This is a genomic window from Micrococcus sp. Mcc28, from assembly GCF_024519775.1.
GTDB lineage: Bacteria > Actinomycetota > Actinomycetes > Actinomycetales > Micrococcaceae > Micrococcus > Micrococcus luteus.
Genome location: NZ_JALJRH010000011.1, coordinates 80,399 through 97,664 on the forward strand (window position 1 = coordinate 80,399; position 17,266 = coordinate 97,664).

Genomic DNA, 17,266 nt, shown 5'->3' on the forward strand with positions numbered 1-17,266 from the left:
CGCGGCGCCCGCCAAGCCTAGCAACCGACCGGCCTCACCCGTCCGCGGCGGCTCACCGCGCCTCGGCGGGGACGGGCACCCCGCCGAAGCCGACGTCGTAGGCCGACTCGTCGTGCAGGGTCAGATCGACGCCCCGCTCCTCGTCCTCCTTGCTCACCCGCAGGCCCATGGTCCCGCGCAGGACCAGGGCGATGGCAGTGGTCACCACGGCGGTGAAGACCACGGCGACGAGCACGGCCACCGTCTGGGCCACCAGGAGACCGGCGTCTCCGCCGTAGAACAGGCCCGCCCTGCCCTCGCCCGGCAGGGCGAAGAAGCCGATCAGCACGGTGCCCAGGATGCCGGAGGTGAGGTGCACGCCGACGACGTCGAGCGAATCGTCGAAGCCGAGGCGGTACTTGAGGTTGACCGCGAGCGCGCTGGCCGCACCGGAGACCAGGCCGATCACCACGGCCCCCAGGGGGCTCACATAGGCGCACGCGGGCGTGATGGCGACCAGGCCCGAGACGATCCCGGACGCGGTGCCGATCGAGGTCGGCCGGCCGCGGCGCAGCCACTCCACGAACACCCAGCCGAGCATGCCGGCGGCGCCGGCGGCGAGGGTGTCCACCCAGATCAGTCCGAGCTCGTCGACGCCGCCCGCCGCGCCCCCGTTGAACCCGAACCAACCGAACCACAGCAGGGCCGCGCCGAGCATGGTGAACGGGACGTTGTGCGGCCGGTGGCCGGGGTCCACGCCGAAGCCGTGGCGCTTGCCCAGCAGCAGCGCGAGCACGAGGGCGGCCACGCCGGCGCTGATGTGCACCACGAGGCCACCGGCGAAGTCGAGGGCCTCCCCCAGGCGGGCGCCGATGGCGCCGTCCGCGGAGAGGAGCCCACCGCCCCACACCATGTAGGCCAGCGGCGCGTAGACGACGGTGGTCCAGACGGGCACGAAGACGCACCACGTGACGAACTTGAAGCGGTCGGCCACCGCGCCGGAGATGAGGGCGACCGCGATGATCGCGAAGGTGGCGCCGTAGGCCGCGGCGACGAGCCCGCCCTCGGCCATCGTGCCGGTCAACCCGAGGTCACCGGCGGGGTTCCCCACCACCCCGGCCCACCCGTCGCCGCCGGTCATCCCGTGGACCCACAGGACCCAGACGACTCCGACGAGGCCCATCGAGACGAAGGACATCATGATCATGTTGAGCGAGGACTTCGCGCGGGTCATGCCGCCGTAGAAGATGGCCAGTCCGGGTGTCATGAGCAGGACCATCGCCGCGCTCGTCACCATCCACACTGTCCCTGCGTCCAGGACGTTCGACTCCTCCATGGGGGTCTCCTTCGGTCCGGGCCGCGAGCCGGGGGCGAACGCCCGTCCCGCGGCGTCGCTGCCCGGCCCCGATCGGGGCCGATGGAGGGACGATACCGGGGGAGTGGGCCACGCCACACGTCGATGACGTCTTCGTGACAGAACAGGGCCCCTCCCGACGTCGTCGGGAGGGGCCCTGGACCGGGGTGCGGGACGTCAGTCGGCCAGCAGCGCGTCCACGAAGCCCTCGGCGGTGAACGGCGCGAGGTCGTCGGGGCCCTCGCCGAGGCCGATCAGCTTGACGGGCACGCCGAGCTGGCGTTGGATGGCGATCACGATGCCGCCCTTGGCGGTGCCGTCCAGCTTGGTCAGCACGATGCCGGTGACGTCCACGACCTCGGCGAACACCTTCGCCTGGGTCAGGCCGTTCTGGCCCGTGGTGGCGTCGAGGACGAGCAGGACCTCGTCCACCTCGGCCTGCTTCTCGATGACGCGCTTGATCTTGCCGAGCTCGTCCATGAGGTTGGCCTTGTTCTGCAGGCGGCCCGCGGTGTCCACGAGCACGACGTCGACGCCCTCGGCGATGCCGCGCTCCACGGCCTCGAAGGCGACGGACGCCGGGTCGGCGCCCTCCTTCTCGGAGCGGACGGTCTCGACGCCCACGCGGGCACCCCACGTGGCGAGCTGCTCGGCGGCGGCGGCGCGGAAGGTGTCCGCGGCGCCGAGCACGACGGTGCGGTCCTCCGCCACGAGCACGCGGGCGAGCTTGCCCACGGTGGTGGTCTTGCCGACGCCGTTGACGCCCACCACCATGGTCACGGCGGGGCGGTCGCCCTTGCGGGTCGCGGCGAGACGGCGGTCCATCGAGGGGTCCACCATCGCCACGAGCTCCTCGCGCAGCAGGGTGCGCACCTGCTCGGGGTCCCGCGTGCCCTCGACCGTGACGCGGGCCTTGAGGCGGTCGACGAGCTCCAGGGTGGGCTCGGTGCCGAGGTCCGCCATCAGCAGCGTCTCCTCGATCTCGTCCCACACGTCGTCGTCGATGCGGTCCTGGGACAGCAGCGCCAGCAGGCCCTTGCCGAAGACGTTGTTGGACTTGAGCAGGCGGGCCCGCAGGCGGGCCAGGCGCGAGCCGGCGGCCTCGGGCCGCTCGTACTCGGGCTTCGCCGGGGCGGTCTCCACCTCCTCGACGACGGCGGGCTCCGGCTCGGCGACGACGGCCGGCGCCTCGTCGACCTCGGGGCGTTCCAGGACGGCGGTGGAGCCCGACGGGGCCGCGTGCCGCGGACTCGGGCGCGGGTCGTCCGCGTCCCGCACTCCCTGGTACGAGCCCTTCGGCGGGGCGGGGCGCCGGTCCAGCAGGCCGACGAGCACGCCGCCCAGCAGCAGGGCGGCCACGACTGAGACTATGAGCACGATTTCCACGGGCCCAGTCTGTCACACGGGCCGTCGCCCGCCCCGGGCCGCACGGTTCACGACAGGCGGGAGAGGGTGCCGTCCTGCTGCACCGCGACTCGGGCGTGCCCGTCCTCGCTCCGGACCGTGAGGATGACGGAACCGTCGGGGGCCCTCTCACTGTCCACCCGCACGGCGTCGCCCGCGGCGGCGGGGACGAGCACACTCACGATCGCGGAGTCGGCTCCGGTCGAACGGAACGCGACCTGCGTCGCCTCCTCCCGTTCCTGCTCTGCGGGGTAGTGCCATCCGTGGTGGGCGTGGCCGCCCTTGGCGTCGGTCTCGCCCCGTCGCAGGTGCACACCGCCACGCGACACCGGCTCACCGTCCAGGCGCACCTGCACCAGGGTCGTCGATTCGCCGGAGCCTGCGTCCACCGCCCGGACGGTGTCCTCGGAGACCCTCTCTGCCGAGAACTCCGCCGGAAGATTCCACAGCGTCTCGACCACATGGTCCGTCCGGCCGTCGAGGATGCGAGTGCGATCCACGATGACGGCGGCGTCCGGGTCGGTGAGCACGAGGACAGAACGGGCCCGCTCCCCGCCGACGTCCAGATTCTGGCGCGCCGTCGCACCGTCGGCAGAGCCATCCGACGACACCCACACATCACCCCGCTCGGCGGGACCCGCGCCCGGGTACTCGTCGAGCGTCGGAATGTGGATCACGTTGTGCGCAGTCGGCCCCAGACCCCACGGTCGCCAGCTGTCCTCGACGATGCCGGGATGTCCCCCGTCTTCGACGATCTGGCGACCGCGAGCCGTGTACAGGAACTGCATCAGATCACCGCGGTGGGACTTCGTCTCCCGCCCCGTGCCCGTGCGCAGCATCCAGGCGGCGGCGTCCGCGAAGCCGTCGCCGGGAGTTCCCCAGGATGACCGGCCGAATACGGGGCCGGAGTCAAAAGCACGGACACGGTCGGCGGACGCGACGCCCTCCGCCCCGTCGGTGGCCGCGTAGCGCAGCTCATCGCTCATGCCGTCGAATGGCTTGACAGGGAACTCTGCACTGTCCCCGTATTGCCAATATGAGCCCGTCGAATCAACCATATGAGGAAGGGCTTGACCCATTTTTTCCACCCCATCCTCGAAAGCGCCGGATTCGACCCCGCAGCCGGCTGCCGTCTCATCAATGGCTTGGAAGAGCACATAGTTGAATTGCGCGTAATGCGGTGCCGCTTCGTTACTGAGGCCCTGGTCGTCCACCTGGAAGGGGATATCTCCTTCGGCGCGCTCCATGGCGTGCTCCATCCAGTCCGGTCGGCCCAGAACGCACCCGGCGCCCAGAAGAGCCAGATTCTCCATCGACCCGTGATTGTGCCGCTTCGAGTAGCGCGCCATGTTCTGCGCTGCGTGCTGGCCGATCAGGTCATCCAGCCAGGCATACTCCTCCGGCAGACTGCCGTCCTTGGCAAGTTCAGCAGAACGTGCTGCGCGGTCGGCGACCACTTCACGGAAGCAGAGGAGGACCCCCATGCGATGATGGTTGGCCTCCGCATCATCATGGTCGCCGCCCCATCCGCCCTCGTGGTCAGCCCGCCAATCGCGTATGACCCGCTCAGCGACACCGAGGGCCTCCTCGTCGCCTTCCCGGCCGGCTTCGATGCTGGGCCCGATCCACTTGAGGGAAGACAGCCACAGACGCCAGCCTTCGTCCTGGTAAGGATCTACATCCCAGTCGATGTCACCCGATCCGTCACCCACCGCGACGGGATCGAACTGGCGCCACCCGTAGACGTCCCGCGCATTGGTCTCCACCGTGTTGAATCTCTGGAGCTGCCCATAGGCTCGACACGGATAGAGGCTTGCGCGCTCGACGGCGGTCATGGGGTGGCCAGCTGCCTGGGGAGGATCCCCGGACTCGCCGCCGGGCGCCGCGGCAGGTTGAGGTGCACAGCCCGCCAACCCGACAGCAGCGGCCAGCAGGCCGGCGCAGACGCGGAACATCCGGCGACGACGGCCGGAGGAAGAACGGTGGTCCATCTCACCAGGATCCCACGAGGCGTGGCGGACGTCGCCCCGGGCCGCACTCCCGGTGCCGTGCGAGGATGGCGGTCATGCCGTCGTCGTCCGCCCGCTCCTCGCGGGTCCCCCTGCCCCGTGAGATCAAGGTCCTCGTCGCCGCTGCGTTCATCATCGCGATCGGCTTCGGCATCATCGCCCCGCTGCTGCCGCAGTACGCGGCGACGTTCGGCGCGTCCGCCGTCGGAGTGGCCGCCGTGGTGTCCGTGTTCGGGCTGACCCGTCTCCTGTTCGCCCCGGTCTCCGGCAAGCTGACGAACCGGCTCGGCGAGACGCCCGTGTACATGACGGGCGTGCTGATCGTGGCCGCGTCCATGTTCCTGGTGGCCTTCGCGCAGACCTTCCCTCAGCTGCTCCTCTTCCGGGCGCTCGGCGGCGTCGGCTCCACCCTCTTCACCGTGTCCGCCATGGCGTTCCTGGCCCGCAAGTCCCCGCCCACGATGCGCGGCCGGATCTCGGGCGCCTACGCGTCCGCGTTCCTGATCGGCAACATCGTGGGTCCGATCGTGGGTGCCGCCCTGTCCGTGTTCGGGTACCGGGCCCCGTTCCTCATCTACGGCAGCTCCCTGGTGGTGGCGGCGGCCCTCGTCTTCTTCCTGCTCAAGGACACCCGGCTCGCGGACCGCGCCATCCGGGACGCGCGCCCGGCCATGCCGGTCCGGGAGGCCCTGGCCAACCCGTCCTACCGGGCCGCGCTGGTCTCCTTCTTCGCCAATGGCTGGGCGACGTTCGGGGTGCGGAACTCGGTGATGCCCCTGTTCGCGGCGAGCGCGTTCGCCGGCGCCGCGCTGCTGGGCTGGCAAGTGGACGGCGCGCTCATGGCGGGCCTGGCCCTGTCCGTGTTCGCGCTCGGCAACGTCACGGCCGTGACGTTCAGCTCGCGGCTGTCCGACCGGCATGGACGCCGTCCACTGATCCTGGCGGGCCTGCTCGTCATGGCCGTCACCACCGGGGTGATCGGCTGGATGAGCTCGCCGCTGTCCTTCTTGCTCGCGTGCCTGCTGGCCGGTGCCGGCACGGGCACCCTCAACGCCCCGCAGCAGGCGGCCATCGCCGACGTCGTGGGCCAGGGACGGCGCTCCGGCGCTGTGATGTCCACCGCCCAGATGTCCGCCGACCTGGGCGCCATCTCCGGCCCGCTGCTGGCCGGGCTCGTGGTGGACACCGCCGGCTACGGATGGGCGTTCGCGCTCACCGGCGGCGTCATCCTGCTCGGCGCGCTCGCGTGGTGGCGTGCTCCGGAGACCAATCTGCCGATCGTGCCCGGCGGGCCCCGCACCGGGTCCCTGCCGCTGGTCCGCCCGGAGGACGCCCGGGTGACCCCGCGCGAGGACGGGTGAGGCCGGGACTACATCCAGGCGCGACTGCGCCACAAGTCCGCCGTGCGGAGACGCCAGACGAACTTCGTGAACTCGCGGGGTGCCACTCCGGCTGGTACAACTAGGGATCCACGCGCGGCCAGCGCGTTCAAACTGTCAGCCACGGCCGGATGTACAAGTGAGGCCGCCCAATCTAGGTGGTCATCAGCCCGCAACGCCTCCACTAGATCCCGGACTATCCCTGCCCCGTGCTCTATGGGCGTTGCAGCGCCGGATTGTCTTGTACCAGGAACCGGGGGCAACTCCCCCATCCGATCCGCGTAGTGGTCACCGGAGTACGAAGGATCGGGCCCACCCGCCTCGAACCGCCACCCTGAGCGGTCCAAAGGCACGCGCATAACCTCTGGCCAAATCCGTTGCAGTGCGCCAAAGAAGGACCGTTCGCTCACCTTTTCGGGCATCGTCAGAACATCCGATACTGCAGCGACCTCATGGTCGCCAAACGGGTAGGCAATCATCCCGTCCCTGCTGTAATGGATTGTGTGCGGTTGCAGGTACGGGCCCGAGCGGAAGGATCGCGCGAACAGATACTGCTTCTCGAGTTCCGATGCCGCCGGTTGGGTCTGGATCCAATCCTCCAACCATTCAGCGAAGGGCCGGCGAACATCATCGCTGACCAGTGTCGACAAGGCTCCGTCCAGACGTCGACGCGTAGCGTCGCGCGAATTCGTCATAGTTCGAGCCATCCCACCCTTGAAAAGTGGCCATTGGCCGAGTGCGATCGCATGACCTGGGCCCGGCAAGTCCGCGCCTACATAGCGTATGGTGTGAGGCTCGGAAAGAGGCATCCCGCCAGCTTGCCGAAGTGTGTCGACAATGCGGGCGTCCTCGTTCGTGCCAGTGAGTAGTCGGGGAGGACGAATTTCGTGCGGGACTCCAGCCATCGTTGCCAAATGGCTGGCCAGACGGACGTCCGGATCGGTCGGAACGCCAAAAGTGACCGTCGAGATCGGAACGTCGAACGCACGGAACATGCCCAACATCAGACGGCTGTCTTTGCCCCCACTGAGTCGAAGGGTCAGTGGTCGACCGTCCATGTCTTCAATCGCGCGCTCCGTTGCGCGTCGAAGCGCACCGCTTAGCGCGTCGGCACCCTCGTCAACAGTGTGCTCTCTCGGGAGATCCGATTCCAGCCCTGATGGCATTTCAGTCACGGTTACTCGGCCGCCATGAACACTCAAGGCATGGCCGACCGGGACCGTGGCGACTGCATGAAATGGCGATTGGCCCGTCAGCGAGTAGCCCACAGTGAGATATTCGTAAACATACCTCTCCGAGAGACGGACACTTTCGAGGCTGCCGTTTGCTAGTCCCAGGGCGACGAGCAGGGGGCGATTAGACACGAAGACGTGTTCATCATCCTCGCCCCAGTGAATGCCTTCGAACCCTGGGACAGTGCTCCACGCCGTGATGTGGTCCATCCAACGTTCGCAGTACACCACGGAGTAGCGCCCAAAGACAGGGAAGCGGTAAATGAGCCGACCGCCAAGCCGTTGGATGCTAGCTGTTGTGGGTCATGAGGTTCTTGCCACGGGGTACGGGCTGAGATGAGACGAGCGGGCCCCTGCCGCAGGATGGAAGTTCCTCAACAACCCACCTGCCAGAAGAGACCCGCTCATGACTCACGCTAACGCACCCCTGACCCCGACCGGCCGGCTGCGCATGGTCCAACGCCACCTGCACGACGGGATCCCGCAGTCCCACGTGGCCGCGGAGTTCCGCGTCAGTCGGCCCACGGTGGCCACCTGGGTCGCCCGCTACCGTGCCGAAGGCGAGGCAGGACTGCAAGACCGCTCGAGCCGGCCCCATCGCTCACCTGCCCGGCTCGACCCCGCGATCGTGGCCGAGCTGGAGGCCCTGCGCCGGGCCGAGAAGTGGTCCGCCCGGCGCATCCATCACCACCTCGTCTCCGAAGGCCACCAGCTGTGCTTGCGCACCGTGGGGAGGTGGATGCACCGGCTGGGCATCTCCCGGTTGCGAGACCTCGCGCCCACGGGTGAGGACCTGCGCCAACGACCGCAGAAGATCACCGCCCGCGGCCCGGGGCACATGGTGCACCTGGACGTGAAGAAAATCGGGCGCATCCCCGAGGGGGGAGGCTGGCGTGCTCACGGCCGGGACTCCGAGAACGCGCGAGCGGCCAAACGCGGGCCTGGCCGGCGGGTCGGGTACACCTACCTGCACTCGGCGATCGACGGGTACACCCGGCTGGCCTACACCGAAGCGTTGGAGGATGAGCGCGCGGTGACCACGATCGGGTTCTTCTGCCGGGCGAGGGCGTTCTTCGCCGCCCACGGCATCACCGTGGACCGGGTGATCACGGACAACGGGAACAACTACCGGGCCGTGGACTTCACCCGGAAGGTGGTCTCGCTCGGGGGCCGGCACCACCGGATCCGCCCCTACACCCCGCGTCACAACGGGAAGGTCGAGCGGTACAACCGGCTGATGGTGGACGAGGTCCTCTACGCCCGCCCGTACTCCTCAGAGACGGCCCGGCGTGAGGCCCTGCAGGTGTGGGTGAACCACTACAACTACCATCGGCCTCATACCTCCTGCGCAGAGGCTCCTCCGGCCTCACTGGCCCCAGCGCGAGTCAACAACGTCATGCCCTCCTACAGCTAGCCATTAGAGAGTTACCGACCTGCTGACCGGCGACGGCCAGCGAGACATCGCCCCGGCCTGCGGCAAACTTGGGCTGCCCGATGCGCCGAAAGGACAAGACCGTTGCTGTGCCATTTGACGACGCTGGCGTGATGATCGGTTCAGGGTCTTCATCCTGGCCCAGGAAGGATCTATATGAGGCCGCAACCCGTTGAGCGACCGTAGATTGTCGGGCCGAGGCGTCGGTAGGGTCGAGCGTGCCGCGAGAAGCTTTCGGCACCACTACGAGAAATTGATTCACGACATGTCCACTCTTTCTACGCGCAGAGCGCTGATGAGTCCGACTCTAAAATACAGCTTAGGCGTCATCGAAGGCCGGCAGGCGCTCACCGACGCCGAGCAGCTCGGCGATCGCCGAGACCGTGCGCTCGGCCGCGCGGCCGTCGCCGTAGGGGTTCACGGCCTGCGACATCGCGGTGTACGCGGCCTCGTCCGTCAGCAGGCGGGTGACCTCGGTGACCACGACCTCCTCGTCCGTGCCGATCAGACGCACGGTGCCGGCGGTCACGGCCTCGGGACGCTCGGTGTTCTCGCGCATCACGAGGACGGGCTTGCCCAGGGACGGGGCCTCCTCCTGGACGCCGCCGGAGTCAGTGAGGACCACGGTGGCCACGGACAGCAGGTGGGTGAACTCGCCGTAGGCCAGGGGCTCGGTCACGAGCACGTTCTCGCGGCCCTCGATCTCGGGAAGGATCGCCTCGCGCACCACCGGGTTGCGGTGCGCCGGCAGCACGAAGGTGACCTCCGGGTGGTCCGCGGCCAGGCGGGCCAGGGCGCGCCCGACCCCGCGCATCGCGTCGCCCTGGTTCTCGCGCCGGTGGGTCGTCACCAGGACGACGCGACGGCCGGACGCCTCCAGCTCGGCCAGACGCTCGTCCTCGAACGGCACCTGGTGGCCGACGGCCTCCAGCAGTGCGTCGATCACGGTGTTGCCCGTGACGTAGACGTCCTCCGCGGCCACGGCCTCACGCAGCAGGTTGTCCCGGCTCACGGTGGTCGGGGGCAGGTGCAGCGCCGAGATCTGGCTGGTGATCTTGCGGTTGGCCTCCTCCGGGAACGGGGAGAGGATGTCGAAGCTGCGCAGGCCCGCCTCGGCGTGGACCACGGGGATGCCGCGGTTGAAGGCGGCGACGGCGCCCGCCGTCGAGGTCGTGGTGTCGCCCTGGACCACGACGGCGTCCGGCCGCTCCTGCTCCAGGACGGCGTCGAGCCCGTCCAGGGTGCGGGCGAACACGCCGTTGAGGGTCTGCCGGGGCTGGATGATGTTCAGGTCGTGGTCCGGGACGATGCCGAACAGCTCGTTGACCTGGTCCAGCATCTCGCGGTGCTGCCCCGTGACGGTCACCACGCACTCGAACCGCTCGTCGGCCTGCAGCGCCTTGACGATGGGGGCCACCTTGATCGCCTCCGGGCGGGTTCCGTAGATGGGCATGACCTTGGGCACAGTTGCTCCTCTTGACTGGACGACCGACCGCGGCCGCGGCCCGATCAGGCTCGACGCGGGCGCGAGCTGTCGCCAGTCTACTGACGGCGCCGCGGCACCGCCGGTTGCTAGAGTGGCGACTCGCGGCGGGCCGCCCCGGCCCGCCTTCCCGCCTGCATGAAGAGAGGCCGCGACGGCATGGCAGACACCGGCGATCCCCGCGCCCCGAGCGGCACCGCGGTCCTCACCGTGGACGGAGCCACCCTGCGCCGAGTGGGCGCCCGCCCGGGCCTGGCGCGCTACCTGGCCTCCCTCTGGGAGTACCGCTCGTTCATCCTGTTCGACTCCCGCTCCCGGATCGCCGGGGCGAACTCCGTCAACGCGCTCGGCCGCGTCTGGATGGTCCTCAACCCGATCCTCGACGGCGCGGCGTACTTCCTCGTGTTCGGGCTGCTGCTGGGCACCGGCCGTGGCGTGCCGAACTTCCTCGGCTACCTGATCATCGGCGTGTTCCTGTTCCGCTACACCTCGAGCGCGATCACGGCGGGGTCGCGTTCGATCTCGACCAACCTCTCCATCGTCCGCGCCTTCCGCTTCCCGCGGGCCACCCTGCCGATCGCGACGAACATCCGAGAGCTGATGCTCTTCGGCCCGACACTGGTGGTGATGCTGGTGCTGGTCCTGGCCATCCCGCCGATGGAGCAGATCACGTGGCGCTGGCTGCTGCTGATCCCGCTGTTGGCGCTGCAGACGCTGTTCAACGTCGGCGCCTCCCTCCTGCTGGCCCGCTACGTGGCCCGCTGGTCCGACCTGTCCAACCTCATCGCGTTCGGCACCCGGATCTGGCTCTACGTGTCCGCCGTGTTCTTCAGCGCCGACCGCTTCGCGGACTTCCCGCCGATGATGACCGCCATGCATCTGAACCCGCTGTTCTGCGTCCTGGACATCGCGCGACAGTCCCTGCTGTACGCCTCCGACGCGGACCCGATGCGGTGGATCGTCCTCGCGGCGTGGACGGCGGCCCTGCTCGTGGTGGGGACCGTGGTGTTCTGGCGCGCCGAGGAGACCTACGGGGAGGAACGATGAGCGCGGAGCCGCTGACCCCCTCCGTCGTCGTCGACGAGGCGTCCATGACCTACCGCGTCCTCTCGGCCGAAGCGGTCCAGCCCCACCGGGGCCTGCGGGGTCGAGTCCGCGCCGCCCGCGGCGTGCGCACCACGGAGGTCCAGGCGCTGCAGCCGCTGTCGTTCGTGGTGGGGCGCGGCGAGTCCGTGGGCGTGATCGGCACGAACGGGTCCGGCAAGTCCACCCTGATGAAGCTCATCACCGGCCAGATGCGCCCGACCACCGGCCACATCTACGCGACCTCCACGCCCGTGATGCTGGGCGTCAACGCCGCGCTCGTGCGCCAGGTCTCCGGTGAGGACAACATCCGTCTGGGCTGCCTGGCGATGGGGATGTCCCGCGCGGAGGCGGAGGCCAAGCGGGACGCCGTCGTCGCCCTGTCCGGCCTCGACGACCACGCGCTCCAGCTGCCGCTCAAGGCGTACTCCTCGGGCATGGCCGCGCGCCTGCAGTTCGCGATCGCCACCTCGGTGGACCCGGACATCCTCGTGATCGACGAGGCGCTCAACACGGGCGACGCCCAGTTCCGGGAGCGCACGCGCCAGCGGCTCGATGAGCTGCGCGAGCAGGCCGGCTGCGTGTTCCTGGTCAGCCACTCCCTCAGCACCATCCAGGAGATGTGCCAGCGCGTGATCTGGATCGAGCGGGGCGTCCTGACGATGGACGGCAGCCCTCGCGCCGTGACGCGCGGCTACAACCTCTACGCCCGGGCCATGGCCCAGGGGCGGACCGAGGAGGCCCAGGAAATCCTCGAGCGCAAGCAGTCAGAGCTCGTGCGGGAGCGCATCGCGTGGAGCGGCGGCGAGCGGCCCACCGGGATCACCGCGCTGTGAACGTGGCCGGGGCGCGGCTGCGTCGCTGGGCGGGCCGGGCCCGCATCGTGGGCGAGCGCGCGGCCGCCACGGCCGGCGACGCCGGCGCCTCGGCCCTCCGCGCGGCGCGCGGCGCCCGGGGCCTGGCCACCCTCCCGGAGCGCACCTGGCGTGCGGCGGACGTGCACGTGCCGGACGCGTCGGCCGCGCTCCCGCTCCCGGCGGCGGCGGTGCTGCGCCGCGCCCTGACGGGTGCGCGCGTCCCCTCCCTCGACGCGTTCTCCCCCCTCGGGCCCCGGCCGGCCGCCGCGCCGGCCGTCCTGCTCCTGCCGGTGGACGAGCCGGCCGCGCGCGGCTGGTCCGTCGAGGCGGCCGCCGAGCTGGCCGCCCGGCGCTGTGCGGACCTGGAGATGCCCGCCGGCGCGCCCGGCCTGCACACGGTGCTGATGTCTGACCCGGCCTCCCGCCGGGCCCTGACCGCCGCCCTGCGCACCGCCGGCGGCCGCCTCCCCGGGGTGCTCGTCGTCGCGTGCCCGGACCCGGCGACGGCGGCCGGCCGGGCGCGGGTCCTGGCCGCACTGGGGCTCGTCGACGCGGTCCTCGCCCCGGAGGGAACCCGGCTGGACCCCCCGCTCGCCCGCGCGGCCGCACGCGCGGGCCGCGCCGTGATCGGACCGGACCGGGCAGCTGAGACGTGGGAGCGCCTGGCCGCCGCCGGCCGGGCGGCGCGACTGGACGCGCTCACGCCCGCCGAGGCCGCCGGCCCACCCGCCGCACCGGCCCCCCGGGTGCGGGTGACCGCAGAGCCGCGGCGCGTCGTCGTCGCGGGCCACGACCTGAAGTTCGCGGGCGCGCTGATGGACCGGCTGCGCGCCGACGGGCACGAGGTGCGCGTGGACGCCTGGCGCGGCCACGCCCGCCACGACGTCGAGCGCAGCCGCGCCCTGGCCGCGTGGGCGGACGTGGTGCACTGCGAATGGAGCCTCGGCAATCTCGCCTGGTACTCCCGGCACCTGGACTCCCCGCACCGCACCACGCGGTTGACCAGCAGGCTCCACCTGCAGGAGGCGGGCACGGCGTTCCCGTCCCGGGTGCGGCAGGACGCCCTGGACGAGTGGGTGTTCGTGGCCGAGCACGTGCGCGCCCAGGTGCTGCGGGACACCCGTTTCCCGGCGTCGCGGACCTCGGTGGTGCCGAACGCGGTGGCCGTGCCGCCCACGCTCCCGGACGGCGACGACGACCGGCGCTTCGTGCTCGGGCTGGTCGGCGTGCTGCCCGAGCGGAAGGGGCTGCACCGCGCCCTCGACCTGCTGGCGGCGCTCCGCCGGGTCGAGCCCCGCTACACGCTCCGGATCCGTGGCCACCACCCGGAGGAGGTCGGCTGGATGGCGCAGCGCCCCGCCGCGGCGGCCTACTACCGGGCGCAGCTGCGCCGCATCGAGACCGACCCGGTGCTCGCCGGAGCCGTGACCTGGGACCCCCACGGGCCGGACATGCCCGCGTGGTACGCCCGGGTGGGCGTCGCGCTCTCCGTCTCGGACTTCGAGTCGTTCCACTTCACGCTGCCCGACGGCGCCGCGCACGGCTGTCTGCCGGCCGCGCTCGCGTGGGCGGGCGCCGACCTGCTCTACCCCGCCGCGTGGCTGAGCCCGGACGTGGCCACCATGGCCGAGGCCCTTCGCCGGGCGACGGCCGACGCGCGGGCCTGGCGGTCCGCCGTGGCCCAGGCCCGGGTTCACGTGGGTCACCACTACGACACCGCCCCTGTGACGAGACGTTTGACGGACGCGGTGATCTGTCCTTGACTACGCTGCCTCTTTAGTGGGGCGTGATGCCCAGCCGGTCGTAGAGCGACCGATAGCGGCGCGCGTTGGCCTCCCAGGTGCGCGTCTGCAGGGCCCAGTCCCGGCCGGCCGCGCCGAGGCGCGCCCGCTCGGCCGGGTCCTCCGCGAGCCGGTCGAGGGCGGTGGCCAGCGCGGCGGGATCCTCCGCGGGGACGAGCAGACCGGTCCGCCCGTCCTCGACGAGCTCGGCCAGGGCCGGCAGGTCCGAGGCGACGACGGGCCGGCCGGTGGCCGAGGCCTCGACGGTCTTCATCGGCGTCACCGCGCGGGTGACAGGCAGGTCCCGGCGCGGGACCGTGAACACGTCCAGGGCGGCGTGGTGCAGGCGCGCATCCTCGCGGTCGACCCGCCCGGGGAAGGCGCATAGCTCAGCGATGCCGAGCTCCGTGGCCAGGGCCTGCAGCCCGGGCCGGGCGACGCCGTCGCCGGCGATGTGCACGCGCAGCCCGGGACGGTGCGGGGCCAGCCGTGCGGCGGCGCGCAGCAGGGTGTCCAGGCCCTCGTAGTCCACGAGGCTCGAGACGGTGCCCACCACGAAGGCGTCGGTCGGCAGGTCCCAGCCCAGCCGGGCGCGTGCCTCGTCCCGGTCCGCCGGCTCGGCAACGAAGGCCGGGCCCACGGCGTTGGGGCAGAGCACGACGGCTTCCTCGGCCACCCCGGCCGCGACCAGGCGGTCGCGCATGCCCGCCCCGAGCGTCACGACCCCGTCGGCGCGGCGGGCGGCCTCGGCCTCCCGCTCCTGGAAGAGCCGGTACCGTTCCGAGGCCAGGGCCTGGGGCCCGCGCACCGCCGCCCACGTGTCCGCGAGCTGCCCGCGGACCTCGTAGACCCACGGGATCCCGAAGGCCCGCGCCACGGCCTCGACCGCGAGCGCGTTCACGAAGTGCGTGGTCGTGTGCAGCAGGGCGGGACGGTGTCGTCGCACGTGCGCGGCCAGCAGCTCGGCGTGCTGCTGGATGCGGGCGGCCTGGCCCTGGGCGAGCCGGGCCGGCAGCAGCCGGGCGTAGCCGATCCCGTCCACGACGTCCCGCTGTGCCGCCCAGGGCACGCCGATCTGCACGGGGTAGCCCGGCCGCGTCACGGCGGCGGCATCGAAGCCCTCGTCCCGCAGGGAGGTGAGGATCGCGTGGCTGCGCTGGGCGTACCCCGACCCGGTGTGGGGCAGGGAGTTGGTCAGCACGTGCAGCACCCGCCCCGGGACCGGGCGGTAGCCGGGCTCGGTCGGCACGGTCGGGGCGACGCCGCGGAACGCGTCCCGCTCCCCCGCCATGCGGCGGGCGAGATGACGGTTGCGGGGATGCCGCGCGGCGAGCGCGGCCGCGCCGCCCAGGTCGCCGCGGTGCGCCGCCAGGCGTGCGGCGGCGGCCGTCCACGCCGCGCCGCGATGCTCCTCCGGCACGCTGCCGAGCAGCGTCTCGGCGACGTCGGGCCGGCCCATGCCGAGGGCCGCGTCGGCCCGGTGGACCAGCCCGCGGCCGCCGCCCGCCCCCGGACGGGACGCGCGGACGGGCCGGCCGGCCTCGTCCACGCCGAGGGCGGCCAGGGCCGCCGCGCGCTCGCCCCGCATCTCGTGGCCGAGCGCGGGCACGACGCCGTTCCGGCCCAGGCGGGTGAGGACGCCAGCCGCCCCGCCCGCCACCGCGGGCGGCAGCCGACGGGAGACCTGCAGGGCCAGCAGCACCGGGTCGTCCGTCACGTGCTCGCGGACGGTCTGGGCGGTCAGGGCCAGGGACCGCAGCAGCGGGCGGCGGGACGACGCGGGGCGCTCGCGTGCGGTCATCGGTGCGGGCTCCTGTCGGCGGGGCGGGCGGGGCGCGGGCCGAGTCTGGTCAGAGGGACGGGCCGGTGCGCCACTGGCCGCGCGTGTCGATCACGCGCTTGTCGGCCACGCGGTCGCCGAGGTCGGCGAAGGCGGAGTGGTCCACCAGCAGCACCACGATGTCGGCGGCGTCCAGGGCCTCGTCGGCCGCGACCAGGCGGACGTTGTCCTTGCCCTGCAGCGCGGCCGGCAGCTCCGTGACGTGCGGCTCGACCACGAGCACGTCGGACCCGGAGAACTGGCCCGCCAGCTCGGCCGCGATGTTCAGGGCCGGGGATTCACGCAGGTCGTCGATGTTCGGCTTGAAGGCCAGGCCGAGGGCGGCGACGACCGGAGCGCGGCCGGTCTCCTGCTGGACGTCGAAGGCCGCGGCCTTGACCTGGTCGAGGACCCACTGGGGCTTGCCGTCGTTGATCTCCCGGGCCGCGCGGATCAGCCGGGCGGTCTGCGGGGCGGCGTCCACGATGAACCACGGGTCCACGGCGATGCAGTGGCCGCCCACGCCGGGGCCCGGCTGCAGGATGTTCACGCGGGGGTGGTGGTTGGCGAGCTCGATGAGCTCCCACACGTCGATGCCCTGCTCGGCGCAGATCACGGACAGCTCGTTGGCGAAGGCGATGTTGACGTCGCGGAAGGAGTTCTCCACGAGCTTGGCCATCTCCGCGGTGCGGGTGTCCGTCAGCAGGATCTCGCCCTCGCAGAACGTGCGGTAGAGGTCGCGGGCCCGCTCGGCCGCGCGCCGGGTCGAGCCGCCGACGATCCGGTCGTTGGTCACGAGCTCGACCATCACGCGGCCCGGGAGCACCCGCTCGGGGCAGTGGGCGAAGTCCAGCTCGGACTCGCGCAGCTCAGGACGCTCGGCGAAGATCACCTCGGCCATGTGCTCGGTGGCGCCGGGGGGCGAGGTGGACTCGAGGATGACGAGCTCGTCGCCGGTCAGCTGCGGGGCCAGGCCGCGGGCGGCGGCCTCGATGTAGCCCAGGTCCGGGGAGTGTCCGTCCTTGAACGGGGTGGGCACGGCGACGATGTAAGCGTCCGCGGCCGGGGTCGTCTTCGAGGCGCTGAGCAGGCCCTTCTCGACGCCGCGCGCGACGAACCCGGCCAGGTCCGGCTCCACGAAGGGCACCGTGCCCGCGTTCACGGCGTCCACCGTGCGGTCCGAGACGTCCACGCCGAGCACCTTCACGCCGTTCTCGGCGAGGATGGCGGCGGTGGGCAGTCCGATGTAGCCCAGGCCGATGACGGCAACGGTCTCGATCTTCTTCACGGGGTCTCCTCGATGGGGAATGGTTCACGACGGCGGCCCCAGGCACCGGCGGGCGGGGGGCGGACGCGTCCCACCCTACCGCCGACGCCCGGCCTGCTTCAGTCCAGCCCCAGCGCCTCGCGCCACAGGCCGGCCACGACGCGCTCATCGTACGAGCGCACCCGGT

Annotated in this window: 12 protein-coding genes; 5 read left to right on the forward strand and 7 right to left on the reverse strand. The window is 71.6% G+C overall.

All coding sequences use genetic code 11. From position 1 onward, the window contains the following. Positions 1–52: 52 nt before the first annotated feature. The 3 genes from NR073_RS07560 to NR073_RS07570 all read right to left on the reverse strand — a co-directional run bounded on the left by NR073_RS07560 (position 53) and on the right by NR073_RS07570 (position 4,572). A complete protein-coding gene (locus NR073_RS07560) occupies positions 53–1,315 on the reverse strand; it encodes an ammonium transporter (RefSeq protein ID WP_098093062.1) in 1,263 nt (420 codons plus the stop codon). Between the two features lie 195 nt (positions 1,316–1,510). Further along, entirely contained in the window at positions 1,511–2,719 is a 1,209-nt protein-coding gene (ftsY, locus tag NR073_RS07565) for a signal recognition particle-docking protein FtsY (RefSeq protein WP_170720936.1), read from the reverse strand. Positions 2,720–2,766: 47 nt separating this feature from the next. Next, a complete protein-coding gene (locus NR073_RS07570) occupies positions 2,767–4,572 on the reverse strand; it encodes an alginate lyase family protein (protein WP_158604211.1) in 1,806 nt (601 codons plus the stop codon). A gap of 230 nt (positions 4,573–4,802) precedes the next feature. On the opposite strand from NR073_RS07570, the gene NR073_RS07575 reads away from it, so the two are divergent. After that, positions 4,803–6,107, forward strand: coding sequence for an MFS transporter (locus NR073_RS07575; protein WP_123243960.1), 1,305 nt, complete (start codon positions 4,803–4,805; stop codon positions 6,105–6,107). A gap of 8 nt (positions 6,108–6,115) precedes the next feature. Here the strand turns inward: NR073_RS07575 and NR073_RS07580 are convergent, their stop codons facing one another. Continuing rightward, positions 6,116–7,567 (reverse strand): asparagine synthase-related protein, encoded by a 1,452-nt coding sequence (locus tag NR073_RS07580; protein ID WP_123243959.1) that lies wholly within the window; start codon positions 7,565–7,567, stop codon positions 6,116–6,118. 196 nt (positions 7,568–7,763) lie between these two features. Between NR073_RS07580 and NR073_RS07585 the strand changes: the two genes are divergently transcribed. Then, positions 7,764–8,771: an IS481 family transposase gene (locus NR073_RS07585; RefSeq protein ID WP_256748714.1), complete on the forward strand. Its 1,008-nt coding sequence runs from the start codon at positions 7,764–7,766 to the stop codon at positions 8,769–8,771. Between the two features lie 337 nt (positions 8,772–9,108). Here the strand turns inward: NR073_RS07585 and wecB are convergent, their stop codons facing one another. Then, positions 9,109–10,254, reverse strand: a complete 1,146-nt coding sequence (wecB, locus tag NR073_RS07590) for a non-hydrolyzing UDP-N-acetylglucosamine 2-epimerase (protein WP_123243958.1) — start codon at positions 10,252–10,254, stop codon at positions 9,109–9,111. A gap of 177 nt (positions 10,255–10,431) precedes the next feature. Here wecB and NR073_RS07595 point away from each other — a divergent pair, with 177 nt between their 5' ends. From NR073_RS07595 to NR073_RS11185, 3 genes are read left to right on the forward strand one after another with little or no spacing between them, the layout of a single operon-like run. Continuing rightward, a complete protein-coding gene (locus NR073_RS07595) occupies positions 10,432–11,319 on the forward strand; it encodes an ABC transporter permease (RefSeq protein WP_123243957.1) in 888 nt (295 codons plus the stop codon). After that, positions 11,316–12,191, forward strand: a complete 876-nt coding sequence (locus tag NR073_RS07600; protein WP_073115600.1) for an ABC transporter ATP-binding protein — start codon at positions 11,316–11,318, stop codon at positions 12,189–12,191. Before NR073_RS07595 ends, NR073_RS07600 begins: the two co-directional genes overlap by 4 nt. Beyond that, positions 12,149–13,975 (forward strand): hypothetical protein, encoded by a 1,827-nt coding sequence (locus NR073_RS11185; RefSeq protein ID WP_372970636.1) that lies wholly within the window; start codon positions 12,149–12,151, stop codon positions 13,973–13,975. The genes NR073_RS07600 and NR073_RS11185 overlap by 43 nt, the downstream gene beginning before the upstream one ends. A gap of 13 nt (positions 13,976–13,988) precedes the next feature. Here NR073_RS11185 and NR073_RS07610 read toward each other — a convergent pair whose 3' ends face one another. Then, positions 13,989–15,794, reverse strand: coding sequence for a glycosyltransferase family 4 protein (locus NR073_RS07610; protein WP_073115606.1), 1,806 nt, complete (start codon positions 15,792–15,794; stop codon positions 13,989–13,991). A gap of 49 nt (positions 15,795–15,843) precedes the next feature. Beyond that, positions 15,844–17,100: a UDP-N-acetyl-D-mannosamine dehydrogenase gene (gene wecC / locus NR073_RS07615; RefSeq protein ID WP_073115608.1), complete on the reverse strand. Its 1,257-nt coding sequence runs from the start codon at positions 17,098–17,100 to the stop codon at positions 15,844–15,846. Between the last annotated feature and the right edge of the window lie 166 nt (positions 17,101–17,266).

Bases quoted from the DNA above. Each gene is read 5' to 3' on its own strand.
- NR073_RS07595 (WP_123243957.1), top strand. From the start codon at position 10,432: ATGGCAGACACCGGCGATCCCCGCGCCCCGAGCGGCACCGCGGTCCTC.
- NR073_RS07585 (WP_256748714.1), top strand. From the start codon at position 7,764: ATGACTCACGCTAACGCACCCCTGACCCCGACCGGCCGGCTGCGCATG.
- NR073_RS07570 (WP_158604211.1), bottom strand. From the start codon at position 4,572: ATGACCGCCGTCGAGCGCGCAAGCCTCTATCCGTGTCGAGCCTATGGG.
- NR073_RS07600 (WP_073115600.1), top strand. From the start codon at position 11,316: ATGAGCGCGGAGCCGCTGACCCCCTCCGTCGTCGTCGACGAGGCGTCC.
- NR073_RS07575 (WP_123243960.1), top strand. From the start codon at position 4,803: ATGCCGTCGTCGTCCGCCCGCTCCTCGCGGGTCCCCCTGCCCCGTGAG.
- NR073_RS07610 (WP_073115606.1), bottom strand. From the start codon at position 15,794: ATGACCGCACGCGAGCGCCCCGCGTCGTCCCGCCGCCCGCTGCTGCGG.
- NR073_RS07580 (WP_123243959.1), bottom strand. From the start codon at position 7,567: ATGGACCACATCACGGCGTGGAGCACTGTCCCAGGGTTCGAAGGCATT.
- NR073_RS07560 (WP_098093062.1), bottom strand. From the start codon at position 1,315: ATGGAGGAGTCGAACGTCCTGGACGCAGGGACAGTGTGGATGGTGACG.